Source organism: Parabacteroides sp. AF17-3 (assembly GCF_003635445.1).
In the GTDB taxonomy this organism is placed as follows: Bacteria; Bacteroidota; Bacteroidia; order Bacteroidales; family Tannerellaceae; genus Parabacteroides; species Parabacteroides goldsteinii.
In genome coordinates, this window is record NZ_QTMM01000009.1 from 88,794 (window position 1) to 101,677 (window position 12,884).

12 protein-coding genes are annotated in these 12,884 nt (G+C 34.9%); 3 read left to right on the plus strand and 9 right to left on the minus strand.

Annotated elements, in window-relative coordinates; genetic code table 11:
• Positions 1-2: 2 nt before the first annotated feature.
• The 8 genes from DWW91_RS13425 to DWW91_RS13460 form a co-directional block, all read right to left on the minus strand.
• On the minus strand, positions 3-1,514 hold the full coding sequence (locus DWW91_RS13425; protein ID WP_010801528.1) for a transglutaminase domain-containing protein: 1,512 nt from the start codon (positions 1,512-1,514) through the stop codon (positions 3-5).
• An 11-nt stretch (positions 1,515-1,525) separates the two neighbouring features.
• Positions 1,526-2,401 (minus strand): signal peptidase I, encoded by an 876-nt coding sequence (gene lepB / locus DWW91_RS13430; RefSeq protein ID WP_010801529.1) that lies wholly within the window; start codon positions 2,399-2,401, stop codon positions 1,526-1,528.
• A 225-nt stretch (positions 2,402-2,626) separates the two neighbouring features.
• The gene (locus DWW91_RS13435; RefSeq protein WP_010801530.1) at positions 2,627-3,481 is read right to left on the minus strand and encodes a DUF1573 domain-containing protein; all 855 of its coding nucleotides are present in this window, start codon (positions 3,479-3,481) and stop codon (positions 2,627-2,629) included.
• Positions 3,482-3,484: 3 nt separating this feature from the next.
• Entirely contained in the window at positions 3,485-4,645 is a 1,161-nt protein-coding gene (locus DWW91_RS13440; RefSeq protein WP_010801531.1) for a DUF4221 family protein, read from the minus strand.
• A 104-nt stretch (positions 4,646-4,749) separates the two neighbouring features.
• Entirely contained in the window at positions 4,750-4,971 is a 222-nt protein-coding gene (locus DWW91_RS13445; RefSeq protein WP_010801532.1) for an NVEALA domain-containing protein, read from the minus strand.
• Positions 4,972-5,097: 126 nt separating this feature from the next.
• Positions 5,098-5,979, minus strand: a complete 882-nt coding sequence (locus DWW91_RS13450; RefSeq protein ID WP_122328019.1) for a DUF1573 domain-containing protein — start codon at positions 5,977-5,979, stop codon at positions 5,098-5,100.
• An 8-nt stretch (positions 5,980-5,987) separates the two neighbouring features.
• Positions 5,988-7,052: a BF3164 family lipoprotein gene (locus DWW91_RS13455; RefSeq protein WP_122328020.1), complete on the minus strand. Its 1,065-nt coding sequence runs from the start codon at positions 7,050-7,052 to the stop codon at positions 5,988-5,990.
• Positions 7,053-7,057: 5 nt separating this feature from the next.
• Positions 7,058-7,288, minus strand: a complete 231-nt coding sequence (locus DWW91_RS13460) for an NVEALA domain-containing protein (protein ID WP_016213073.1) — start codon at positions 7,286-7,288, stop codon at positions 7,058-7,060.
• Between the two features lie 229 nt (positions 7,289-7,517).
• Between DWW91_RS13460 and DWW91_RS13465 the strand changes: the two genes are divergently transcribed.
• Positions 7,518-8,453, plus strand: a complete 936-nt coding sequence (locus tag DWW91_RS13465; protein WP_122328021.1) for a helix-turn-helix domain-containing protein — start codon at positions 7,518-7,520, stop codon at positions 8,451-8,453.
• Between the two features lie 4 nt (positions 8,454-8,457).
• Here DWW91_RS13465 and DWW91_RS13470 read toward each other — a convergent pair whose 3' ends face one another.
• Complete coding sequence (locus tag DWW91_RS13470; protein WP_122328022.1) at positions 8,458-10,395, minus strand: discoidin domain-containing protein; 1,938 nt, start codon at positions 10,393-10,395, stop codon at positions 8,458-8,460.
• 1,299 nt (positions 10,396-11,694) lie between these two features.
• Between DWW91_RS13470 and DWW91_RS28065 the strand changes: the two genes are divergently transcribed.
• Both DWW91_RS28065 and DWW91_RS13485 read left to right on the plus strand, forming a co-directional pair.
• Positions 11,695-12,162: a helix-turn-helix domain-containing protein gene (locus tag DWW91_RS28065; protein WP_046145565.1), complete on the plus strand. Its 468-nt coding sequence runs from the start codon at positions 11,695-11,697 to the stop codon at positions 12,160-12,162.
• Positions 12,089-12,850, plus strand: coding sequence for an ATP-binding protein (locus DWW91_RS13485; RefSeq protein ID WP_233584483.1), 762 nt, complete (start codon positions 12,089-12,091; stop codon positions 12,848-12,850). The genes DWW91_RS28065 and DWW91_RS13485 overlap by 74 nt, the downstream gene beginning before the upstream one ends.
• The last annotated feature ends 34 nt before the right edge of the window (positions 12,851-12,884 follow it).

The window sequence follows — 12,884 nt, forward strand, 5'->3', positions numbered from 1 at the left end:
AATTAATATATCCTCATGCTGTCATTTTCCAGAAAAAATGCCCGCTGGTTATACATATGTATCGGTATATATAGCCATAATAAAGCATTTTCCGGGATATTGTTATATGTCAATGTCGTGTCGGTCTCCGATATATATTTTAGAGAGATAAAACTTTTGCTTTGCGTATCCCAGTAAGATAATGTATGCAGTTCCTTATAACCTGCCGGACGTTTGTGTATCGTATAAGACCTCTTCTTTTGCACCTCGGGGATGAATTTATGTATTTCTCCCTCTGTGCTGACATAAAATGGGGCTGTTATAAACCGTAGGGAGTTTTTGTTCGGAGCGTCTGCTATCATGAATATATTATCTCCAACGACATCGTTAAAATAGCAGATCGAATCTTTTCTGTAACCAAGAGCTATGTCAGTCCATTTATTATAGTTGAAATTGCATAAATAAACCTGGTTACTGTGTTTATTCTCTTTTAGATCTATGTCGATAGCGACTTTTATAGTGGTAGGCTTATCCAGATATTCAGTTGTAACATCCTGTATTAACGGACTTTTAAAATAAACTGCATAGCCATCGTCGTTTTTTCCGTAATCAGCAGTTAAAAACGGATCAAACCGCTGGCGATAGACTTTGGCAGGTCTAAGACTACGTGTTTCAGAAAATGATCGGGCATGAGTACCCGGTGCCAGATTTTCTCCAAAACTATGAAAGTGTCCGTTATCCAGCACGGCACACCAGCAATGTCCCCGATCCATTTTTACCCAGGTTGTCTGATCTATGGTAACGGGAATACCGACAGATCGCATAACATATGCTATGAAATTGCATAAGCCATCACAAGTGCCGATTCCCGAACGATATGTTTCGTCGATAGTCGGATATAAGTCGAGCCCGGTATCTTGATATCTAACTATTTTTTCTATCTTATTACGCAGTACGATACAAGCATCCAATGGCGTTTTTACATTCGCAGAGTCCAGTAGGGGAAGGAAACGGTCCATCAATTCTTTCCTCAGATTCGAGACTTCTTCATATTGTGCCCGATAAGGAAGGATATATCTGCAGAAGTCCGTAAATGAAATATCTTTTGCCCAGGGTTTTTTCCAGACGTTGAAAGCCAGTTCTATATTGTTTATAAGAAAGCGGCTGTCAATTGCCGATATGTCGTATTTATTATGTGTTTCAATTCTATATCCTTTGCCGGCTAAAGAGTCGCAATGCTTTTTCACAGCTTGAAACCCATCGAAAGCTGTAATATCCGGTCTATATTTTTCTTTTCCGGAGGAAGTATAATATTGTTCCCGTGTGAAATGATAAGGCATATTTTCGATCAGGAAACGGGCGGCAGCTAGCTTTGTCGAATCCTTTTTATAATGGTCGAGTACTTTTTCAAGCTCCTGCCGGTTTTCTTTCGCACGCTCAAGAGCCTGTTCCAGTTTTTTATCGTACTGTGAACTACAAGCCATTAATAAGATGGCTACTAAGATCTTTATACTTGTTGTAAATAAATTTTTCATGATTTTTGGTTTTAATGAATGACTTTTAAAAAGCGGTTCCAGCGAAACTTATCTGTATACGGGTCAACTGATTTCCAGATGATCCAGGCTTTTCCAACGATATATTCTTCAGGCAGTAATCCCCAATAGCGCGAATCCTGCGAGTTCATGCCGTTATCGCCTGCCATAAAATAGTAGTTTTTCTGAAAGCGGTAACCGTTGATTGGAGTCCCGTTCAGAAAAATTGTCGAGTCCTTATATTGAAGGCTTCCTTGTTGTTCCCATTCGATCAGTTTCCTATATAACCGGCAGTTTGTTTGATTCAACGTGATGGAATCTCCTTTTCCGGGAATATATAACGGTCCAAAATCTTTGATATTCCAGCTAATGATACTGTCGAATGGAAAACTATGAAATATACCATCCTCAAACTGTTCAGTTGTTGCGATTTTATTTTGTGATTCCATATTACCGAGAGACGTTTCTATGCCTTTCACATGAAAAAAGCCGTTTTGGATGGACAAAGTATCACTCGGTAATCCTACACATCGCTTGATGTAATATTTGAGAATATGCATTTCGATTTTATTCCAACTGTTTGGATGTGGGAAGTTAAATACGAGAATATCATTTCGTTGAATCTTTTTGATCCCTGGAATACGATAAATCTCTGTTTGTTCGTTTCGCATGGAAGCAAATAGGTTGAATACACGTGGTCCTATTGTTGGTTTTAAAACCAATATATTGTCACCGATTGTCAATTCCGGCTCCATGGAATCGCTGGGTATTTTGAAAGAAGAGAACAAGAACACTTGTAGCGTAAACCATAAAACAGTGACCATACATGACCAAAAGACGATGTCAACCGCTTTATTGATTAGATTGCGTATATGCTTCTGCTTCTTCATATAATAAAAAAGTTATTAACCAGATTAATTTGCTAGGGGATCTCCAAAAGGAGTCTGAAAAGATTTCTTCAGATTCAATCTCTTGGGTTATCGATGAAAATTCTATTGTGTGTTCACTTAATTGCTGCAAGAAAAAGAAAGAATAGACTGAAGGTTATATAAAATGGTATTAGAGTATTCATGTTATTGATTATTTTTTTAGATTATTATATGCCTTTATTAGGATTAATAAACATTCCCTTTCAGTGTGTATTTTATAGTCTTGTTGTTACTGCATTTTATTGTAACTAATTCATGGAAAAATCCTCTACTATAAGGCTCTATTAGTATTTTTACTTTTGTACTATCACCTTTATTTATGGGTTTCTTATCGTATGTGTATTTGGTGCATTTGCAAGTAGTATTTATTTCAGATATAACAATAGGGTTGTTCTCATTATTATGTATATTTAGTGTGATTGTTTTTTTCTTTGATATGTTGAGTTTTCCTAAATCAATTTCATTGATAGTGGTTTTTTTATTATTATAGTTGTTTGATAAACACTCAGGGCTTATTATTTGTTTCAAATATAACTCTTTTACTGAAATGCTAAATATCGGATTGCCAACAATAACTATATTGTTATCTTGGTCAAGTAAAAAAGTCTGTAATTCAATGTCTTTTGGAAAATTATTCGCCTTGTTGAATAAGTCATTTTTGTCAAAGCAAACAGGGTAATCAAATTCACTTTCTTCTAAAATGTAATTTATTTCTTTGTAGTTGTTAGAATTTATAATAAAAACAAACGAGATGTTATTTTGAGAAACATTACTGAATTCATTTATTAAATCTTTCCAAAGATGCATTTTTAATTTACAAGCGATACATCCAATGGAATCAATATAGGTTACTAATTTAAATTTCTTTTTTAAATTCAATGTTTCTTTCTTTTGAGATTTGTGATTGACAAATTGAATATTAGAAGGGAAAATAATGTTTTTTCCAATCAGTTTTGGTAAAATAGATTTATTAGTTTTGTTTTCAATGTTGCAACTACAAATTGAAAAGATTAATATAATATATAAATATAGATGTTTCATGCTTTATAAATTACTGATAAGTTTGATTTTTTGAAAACAAAGGACGTCATCGCTATAATTAGGGTTTTTGAAATGACTACAGCTAATATATAACCCATCTTTTCTAATTAAGTGAGCTGTTGGTACATAAGTGAACTCAGGAAATAATTTTTCTCCTATAATATTTAGATCTTTATCTAAGATTACAATCGTGAATAGCTTTTTTCCATAACGTGTAATTTCCAAATAACTATCTTTTGAGTCAACTTCTGTTTGTGGACATGCAAAACGATAATATACGTTTCTGTATTTATCAAATATAATATCTTCATATGTGGCTTCTTCACATCCTGCTTTTAGTATTTTGTTAAAATCATTATTGTTTAATCTATTTACTTTTACCTCTGGTATGTATTTACTTTTAACTTGCCTCTTTTCAACTTTTTTATGATCAAGAGAAGTTTTATAAATAATATCACTATAAAGAAACGAATAAATGAAATTTTCTCCGTCAAAAATACGTCTATACTGATATCCAAATCCAGCATTCGTTCCCAGATCTTCTAATGAAATGATTTTTGGATACTTTAATGGTGTTAATTCTATTGTGTTATTAGTTGTATCAATGATGGCTGATATACTACTTTTTTCCATTATTTCACTTCCATATGTTCTATTTAAATTTTGTGTAATGTAGAATTTATTATCAATTAATTCCATTCTTCCTAATGTATTTAGAACCCTAGTTAAAGGTTCTCCATTTTGTGCTTTTGAAAAATCAATTTTATTGATAATATTCCCATTCCCATCACTTTTATACAAGAAGGTAGTATATGGACTTAATAAGTAAATCTCATTTAAATTTTTAATATAGAAGTCGTTAATGTATCCAACAATACTGTTATCACCTTCTGTATTATATACTATTTTTTTATATATTTCTCCCTTTGAAATGTTGTATATAATTAATTGTGGTGTTTGTTTATTTACAAAAGCGATATATTCTGAACTGTCGAATTGATAGTAAGATATGTTATTTAAAGGAATATATGTGCTATCATCCAAATGTATATTTAAATATTCATTTGTTGCTTCCAAATCGTAAACAAATATATCAGTTTTTTTGTTTTTTTGATTGCAAGAGATAAAAAATATGAATGATAATATGTATAATAGTGTTTTCATATAAATCTGTAATTTAATAGAGAAAAGGCTGAATAGAAAGCTTGTCGCACTTGTTTTCAGTGTTTTATGATTGTAACAGCTTTTTATTCAGCCCGATATTCATTTTACATACCGCATGGGCATCCTAGACCAAAACCGTTATCACATTTTATGTAATTTCGGTCTTCCCAATAACAATTGAAACCACCTTCTCCTCTAGCTAATGCTTCTACATTAGCCAACGCCAAATCCGATAATTCTACTTCATTTTTGCTCTGGTTGAAGTTCCAGCTGGCTGTTAGAGCCATAGCAGCGATAATAGCTACCCCTAAGATCTTTTTTTTCATGATCTTTCTCTACTTTAAGTTATAATTTAGTTTATTTTCTATCTTTACTTATTATTTAAGCTCGGATAGTTTAATGATATTTTCTGTTGTGTCAGTTATATTTCCATCATGTACTTACCTTTCTGATCACCGAACGTTTCCCTTTATCTCAACCTTGACAGGTAAGTTGTTAATACTATTGTACTTAATTGTTATGACTTCATCGAAGAATCCTGTATCCTTTGGTGTCATCTTGATTCCCACGCGAAGGATTTCTCCGGGTTTCGTAGGTCGTTTGTCATACGTAGCTGCTGTGCAGCCACAGGTGGTGCTTGCGTCTACTATCACGAGGGGACTATCCCCTGTATTTTTAACCTCTATGGTTGTTTCTTTTATTTCAGATTTGTCGAAAGTACCAAAGTTAATTTCTGAAGGTGTGACTTTGGCAGTCGTTTTCGGTATGCTTTTATTGGGATTGTCTTTACCTGTAATCTGTTTCAAGTAAAGATCTTTCACTACTGTGTTGTGTATGGGATTTCCCAGAGCAACTATTTTATTATTTTTATTCAGCAAGAATGTTTGAAAAGTTATATCTGCCGGAAACTTGTTTAACTTGTTTAATCGGTCGTTAAAATCAATGCAGACAGGATGATCAAAACCATCACGTTTTAACAGATAACGTATTTCTTTTGTATCCTTCGGGTGTAAAAAGAAAAGAAAAGTAACTTTTCTTTGTGCTACTGAATTAGTGTATTCAATAAATGCTTTCCATTTATGTAGTTGTAGCTTACAACTGGTGCAACCTATTGAGTCAACATATACTAATACTTTATATTCTGATTGTGGAATTTGGAAATCAGTTGTGTCTGTCAGATAACGGGTGAAAATAAGATTGTCAGGAAATTTGATCTCTTTTCCCTGCCATTCATTTACCAATTCCGCAATTTGCTTTTCTTTCTCTTTCTGCTCGTTTTGGCAGGAAAAGAAGATTGGTAATAATACTAGTATGATTGGATTTAAAGTTTTCATCTTGTCCTTTAAATTTTAAATTCTATAATCGGATCATCACTTTCAACCTCGGTTGCGACGATTGTATTTGTTTTTTCGTTTATATCAATGCCATATATCGCTCTGTCAAGAGTGTATTTTTGAACAGGATTACCCTGTAAGTCGAAAACATAGATGAACCGACTTCCATCTTCCGGTTCTTTTCCTCGTTGATAGGCTGCTAGCATTTCTTTAAATTTTACTCCTTGAAATACAGCATAAATATGTTTATCTGTTACTTTTATGTCACTAAATCCCATAATGCCTATAGGAATACTTGAGCCATTTTTGCCTATTTTGAATTCAGGTTCTCCTTCCGGACCATATAAAACTTTATGAGTATTCTCTTTTAAATTGTAAATTTCTAGTGTTTCCCCTAGTTGCGTAGCCATAGCCAGTATGCCATTCTCCGGATTGTAATCCATAAAACTACGCCATGCCTGTGCTAATGCTGGACGGGATATTTCTTTATCGGCTGTTTCGCTGGGTATTTTACCTTTGCTTTGGAGCGGTTGACCATTGTTGTCTACTTCCCAAAAACGGTGCTCTCCCAGATAGTCCGGAATCAAAAAGCCCGATTCCATCGCATAAAAGTCTAGCGAACGGACTAATTTCTTATTTAATTTAATCTCCTCTACCCGCTCCGCAGAACCGGTAGAAGGAGTGATTTTCCAACGTGTAATCTCCATCTTGTTGGCATCGAGTGTCCACAAAGAGTCCAGAGAGTTAAATTGGATGTTTTCTGCTGATAACATCTCTTCCGGGGCTTCCCCACGTTTTCCAAACGAAACAACGTGTTTCCAGCCCGGATAGGTAAAGGCATGTAAGTAATGATCCATATTATGTAAATCCATTACTACCGCTATACTATCCCTGACCGCCACCCGGAACGGGTAGCGGAGCAGGATAGTATCCAGAGGAATTATCTGGGCACGTATTGCTTTCTCCTCGGGAAAAGTTGTATAACGGGGGTAGTGCGTACCGGGGGAACCGGTACAACAAATCAAGCCTTTTGTAATGACTATACCTATTAATATGTATAGGAGATGTTTCATGAATGCTAGTCTAAGCTGTAGTCATCGACAATATATTTTACTTTATTGCCACTGGGACAGTCAAGAGAACCAGTACCACGACAAAACCACATACTAGTTCCACCTTCACCAGCGGCCAAGGCTTCTATATTGTCCAAAGCTACATCTGATAAGGAAGTGTTTTTTTCTTCCATGAGATAAATACCTCCTGCTAGAAGTATTCCCATTACTGTTACTTTAATAAGAGTTCGTTTCATTGTTCTTTAATATTTTGTTCGCAAATGTATAGGAGGTCCCGTAAAAGACCAAATATTTGCACTGACATTTCACTGACAGCCTGAAATAGACCTGTTTTTGATCTGTTTGTACAAATTTATGCTTCAGATAGAGTAAGATTGCTTACTTTTGTAAGTAGTAATCTAAAAGAGTAAATAATGATTTTGCTAGTAAAAAAAGAAGCTATTTGTTGGATGCTTGTCTCTGTGCATGTTGATGCTGCTTATCTATTTCGGATATATATTTCGCGAAAGACGAAAGTCTGTATTATCAGATATTCGTAGCCTATGCAACGAAGTTATACATCAAGATAAGGAAAATAGATTGCTAGAAACGGGTTCACAGTCTTTTTCTGGATATAGGTCGCTAGCAAGTGATAGTTCTACTATTTCATACTCTGGTGCTCAGGTGGAGAAGGTCGCTAAAAATACCAATTCTTCTGATTTAATAACTGAAGAAAAGCAGTATAGAGTTGATCAATCTTTCCTTTTAATGGAGAATCCTATTGATGTGGTAGTTTTGGACAGTCTGTTTAACTTGGCTTTACAACAGGGTGGGATGATCAATGTACATGCTGCATTGGCTTATACTGCAAATGATGATCAAACAGTATATAGTAATCCGGATTTGACTTTTTATAAGTCTGCTTGTGCTTTGCCACCAATTACTACAGGAGTAAAAGATGAAATTGTCTTACAGGCCTATGTAAAGATGCCTTTTTATTGTGTGATCAATAGGAGCAAAGGACATTTCATTATTGTCGGAGTTATCTTTTGTCTTCTTTTGGGTCTCTTAATTGCTACCAGGTATAGTAAGAAATTTGCGACGCCGGTTTGTGAAGAGCCCAGAAAGTTGATAAAAATCAAGGAGAATATACTGTTTGATGAGGGCAAAGGTATTCTTTATTATAATGTTGATATTAAGGTGTCGCTTGAAAATTATAAACTGAAACTTTTTGTTTTATTATTGAATAGTCCTGAACATTTTCAAACTTCAGAAGATATAAAGAAGATCGTTTGGGGAAAAACAGGGGCGACAAATGATACATTAAATACAACAATCAAGAGACTGCGAGCCGACTTGAAGCCAATTCCGGATCTTAAGATTGTGCATGGAAACGGAGGGTATCGCTTGGAGATCCTCTAAGATCTTACCACCATATCTGTGTACCGTTCTCATAAGTGAATATTCGTTCTTCATTTCCTCTGCTGTGGTTGTGGAGTAAATAGAGGGTTTGGGAAGGAATATCGTTGTATGTTACCTGTTCTTTATCTGCAATAACTTTTCCGGCAGATTTCCATTCTCCGGCTTCAGACCAATACATTAGTTCATAGGTATCGCCAATACGGATATTATTATCGTCATTTCTGAACTGATAATAAATAGTCGTTACTTTCTGAGGTCTTTCCAGGCTTAAGCCCGCCCAGGCCCCGTTGGGTTCTTTAGCATCATAAAATGTTAGCGGATCGTTATCGAATACCGCTTTCTTGGTCCGGTTCGGATCGTTTTGAAAAGAACCTTCCGTCCCTATAATTTCTCCTTCTAATGGTTTATCGCTTTTAGCTGTATAAAATCTGACTTCAGCCATATTGCAGCAACCATCTGTTCCTGACAGATATCGGAAGTATTTGAATTGTCCGGACTCCCGGATATTGATGATGTAAGAGTTCATTGTTGCTTCATGTGTAATGGTATATAGTGTGACTGAGTCTTTGAAATCAATGCGGTTAGCTCCCTGGAACTTTCCGTTCAATGTTCTTTTCTTATACCAGAACCACCATTTAGGGATGGAGTGCTTACGTGTTAAAGTCATATTTTGCCGATGTTCATAATCTGCTTTCAGAAAGTGCGTTTTGCCATTGTCCCCGACAATAAAAGGATCTGATGCCGGGACAAATACATTATTCTGATAATAACCTGCCATATATGCAATTCCGGATTCCAAATGTGTAAATACACCTTTATTGTTGTTTATCTCGGTCCAGGCTACTGGTATCCAGTTTTTGTTATCGAAAACACTGAGATATAGTATTTTCTCCTTTTTATTCCTGTTGGAGATTATAATGTTTGCTTTATCCTCGAAATATAGGTCGGATACGTTTTTCATGAATACACTGCTTAGAGTGGAGGGTATCGGTTTGTTCCTGTAAACTATGGGTAAGCTGCTTTTTTGTACGGAAAAGCATTTCCGGTAAATGATTCCCCTTTTTATCTCTGTCCCAGGATCGGACTTTGAGCCGGGGCGCAGGTCGTATAACGCAAATTCGGTGTGTTTTCCGGCCGTATTAGTTACATAATTCCAGGAATGCCCTTTGTGCATTCTGTCAGGATGCTGGAGAATAAAGTCGATGCCTCCTGAGATACCCAATGCACGCATGATATAAACACTTAAATCACATCGGTCGTCACATGTCCCGAATCTGTTGTCTAATAAGGCTGTTGCCCCTAAATGTGGAAACTGATGTTTATAATTAAAGACCCAGGTTTGCTGTTCTATATGATCAAAAATGATTTTGCATGCTTTGACAGGGTCATTGTCTGTGTGTGATGAGTCCAAAAGTGGTTGGTAACGGTTATAATAAGTTTCTCTCCAGTCTTCTAATGGCTCATCTCCAATCCGGTACGGGAGTATTGTTTCGCAGAAATCGTCAAATGAGAAGTATTTGCCCCATGGTTTTTCCTTCCAGACTTTAAAAGACAGATCTATATTCTTTATCAGATAGTCGGCAGTAATAATATGGGCATCATAAACTTTCCTGAATGTACTGTAAGAGAGTATCCCGAAACGTTTTTGGGCAATTCGTATTGCTTCGTCATCAGAGCATTTATTTTCTATAGCAATCTTATATAGATTGTTTTTATATTGATTGAGTTGTTCACTTTCATATGAAAAGTAGAACGGCATATTTTCAATTAAGAATTTTGCTGCTTTGAGTTTAAGCGAATCATTTTCGTAATGCTTCAATACTTTTTCTAGTTCGCTTCTGTTTTCTCCGGCAAATTTTAGAGCTTCATTCAATTGTTCCCTGTCCGATGGTCCGCAGGAAAATATAATGATCGGCAATAGTATGAAAATGAAATTTCTCATGTATACATTATTTGCGTGCAAATAAACATATTAAGTTCCATTCTCCCGGCTTTTAGTTAATGACATTTCACTGACAGTATTGATTTAAAAAGCTTTTGACTGGTTTGTTTTATTTTCTGACGCATCAGTATATACATATTTGCATTCTGCAAATACAGGTGTTTGCTCTATCTTATCTTCCAAATCCGTTTCATTGAGATCGTGGTGTGTCAATTGTCAAAAAGGTGTTTATTATGCTGTTTTTGCATTAAAAGGATTTATAATAAGCAGATAAACTTACGGGGGTATTTTTAACAGTGACCGTTTTAGTAAGTTTTCTTACACATTATTTAACATAATGCTTTTCTATACTCGTTTTTCGGTCAAATCGAATTTCGTTTAAACAAAAATTTATCTCGTTTTAAACAAAAATTCATCTCGTTTTAAATGAATATTTTTTCAGTTTAACTGAGATTGGAGTTCGGTTTAACAGAGAAAATGTTAAAAATACTTGAATTTTAAATGGTTTGTGTGTTTTTGGACTCCGAATTGTATGTTTTCTAGCATGTTTTTTCTATAGAATGCGTCTGATAATGAGATGAAATGATCTTTCATAAATTGCTTATAAATCAGTATTGGAGAATAAAAGGTTATAATAATTCCTATATTTCTTTCGTAATTAATCATTTATTCTCCTTTTATTGGCAATAGGATATAAGCGAACCTTCGGAGAATGGCTTGGAAAGTCCCTTGCACGTCCTCAGGTTCATATATTCAAACTATGAAGTACTTAAAATGTCATTTTGATAAAAAGGAGAACAGGGATAACGAAGTGATTACCTTGAAGCTGTTTGTAATTAATCTGGGTGAATGATATCTACAATTAAATTATCGGAATCGTTTTTATCATGAATGTTGTCAACAAAAAGTATGATGCCGTTATTGATTGTATTCCATCCCGTGTAAGGGTTGAATCTGTTCGAGGCTAATTTACTTTCATATACTTTTTTGAAAGATTTGTCAAATAGCATCAGATACAAATCGCGTTCATATGCTATTGTTTCTAAATTTTTATGGGTGTCGAAGGTTGTACAAGCAAAATGTAAACGTGCATACACGTTTGTACAAAGATATTGAATTTATTATGTTAGTCGAAGTTATAGGCACTTTATTTCAAAGGTGATTCATGCTTTTATTGTAAAGAGTGAAGCATTGATTTTATTACCGAAGCCGGTTGCACCCTTCATAATGCGATGTAGAGGATGTCATTCTCATTTTTTGTTATACATTTGTAATGCTTATCACATATGATATTTGGAGATGAATAGTAAAGAATTGCAACTCATAGTGAAATGTGGAGAAACCAGTACGGTCCAGTTCAAGGAACGTTTCTCTAATCAAGATAGTATTGCAGCCGAAATGGTTGCTATGTCGAATGCACGTGGAGGTATGATTCTGTTTGGTATCAGAGATAAGACAGGGGAAATTATCGGATTATCTTATCAGGAGATACAACAAATAAATTCAATGTTAGCTAATATTGCTACAAACTTGTTACGTCCGGTCATTTACATACAAACCGAAACTATCATAATAGAAGATCGTTCAATTCTTGTTGCTCATATTGATGAAGGAGACAATAAACCTTATAAAGATTTAGGTGGGGCTATTTGGATAAAGCAAGGATCAGATAAACGCAAAGTGATGGAAAATAGTGAAATTCGGAAAAAATCCTCAGCAGTACCGCCCTACTTTTGTAATAAAAGCAGTCGCTTTTTGGGGAAATGATATAGCAGGGATTAGCTATAGAGATAGTAAAGATATTTCAGGTACTTTGCCAGAAATATTTGATAAAGGTATGTCTTTTTTAAAAGCTAATCTCCGTAATATACAGGCTGGACAAGGGTTTAATTCTATTGGTAAACTGGAAGTTTCGGAGATAGCTTTGGAAGAGATACTCCAAAATGCACTTGTGCACCGTGATTATACCAAAAATGCTCCGGTGAGATTACTTATTTTTGATAACCGTATAGAGATTATCAGTCCGGGATGTCTTCCGGATGGACTGACAGTTGAAAATATAAAGTTTGGAAATGCCGTTGTTCGTAATCCATTTATTGCTAATTTTTGTGCAAAAACAATGCCTTATCGTGGTTTAGGTTCTGGGATTATACGTGCATTAAAAGAGGAACCAAATTTAAAGCTTATCAATGATTTTGATGGTGTACAATTCATATCTGTTATTGAACGGCCATATAATGAGGGAATAAATGAGGGAATAAATGAGGGAATAAATGAAATAGAAACTCTTATTCTTACTTTCTTAGAAAAGAATCCTGGAATTAAAGTGAAAGATATATCCAAATATATCAATAAAGGTATTGCAACGACGGAACGTTATATCAAATCTTTGAAAGAAAAGGGATTGGTCGTGTATGTGGGAGCCCGTAAAACAGGGGGGTATTATAAAAAATAAGATGTTTAATATTAATAATAGATTGCATTCCATC

What these genes read in the sequence shown, in the direction of transcription:
- DWW91_RS28065 (WP_046145565.1), top strand. Translation starts at nt 11,695, where the DNA reads ATGAATAGTAAAGAATTGCAACTCATAGTGAAATGTGGAGAAACCAGT.
- DWW91_RS13465 (WP_122328021.1), top strand. Translation starts at nt 7,518, where the DNA reads ATGTTGATGCTGCTTATCTATTTCGGATATATATTTCGCGAAAGACGA.
- lepB (WP_010801529.1), bottom strand. Translation starts at nt 2,401, where the DNA reads ATGAAGAAGCAGAAGCATATACGCAATCTAATCAATAAAGCGGTTGAC.
- DWW91_RS13440 (WP_010801531.1), bottom strand. Translation starts at nt 4,645, where the DNA reads ATGAAAACACTATTATACATATTATCATTCATATTTTTTATCTCTTGC.
- DWW91_RS13425 (WP_010801528.1), bottom strand. Translation starts at nt 1,514, where the DNA reads ATGAAAAATTTATTTACAACAAGTATAAAGATCTTAGTAGCCATCTTA.
- DWW91_RS13455 (WP_122328020.1), bottom strand. Translation starts at nt 7,052, where the DNA reads ATGAAACATCTCCTATACATATTAATAGGTATAGTCATTACAAAAGGC.
- DWW91_RS13470 (WP_122328022.1), bottom strand. Translation starts at nt 10,395, where the DNA reads ATGAGAAATTTCATTTTCATACTATTGCCGATCATTATATTTTCCTGC.
- DWW91_RS13460 (WP_016213073.1), bottom strand. Translation starts at nt 7,288, where the DNA reads ATGAAACGAACTCTTATTAAAGTAACAGTAATGGGAATACTTCTAGCA.
- DWW91_RS13450 (WP_122328019.1), bottom strand. Translation starts at nt 5,979, where the DNA reads ATGAAAACTTTAAATCCAATCATACTAGTATTATTACCAATCTTCTTT.
- DWW91_RS13445 (WP_010801532.1), bottom strand. Translation starts at nt 4,971, where the DNA reads ATGAAAAAAAAGATCTTAGGGGTAGCTATTATCGCTGCTATGGCTCTA.
- DWW91_RS13435 (WP_010801530.1), bottom strand. Translation starts at nt 3,481, where the DNA reads ATGAAACATCTATATTTATATATTATATTAATCTTTTCAATTTGTAGT.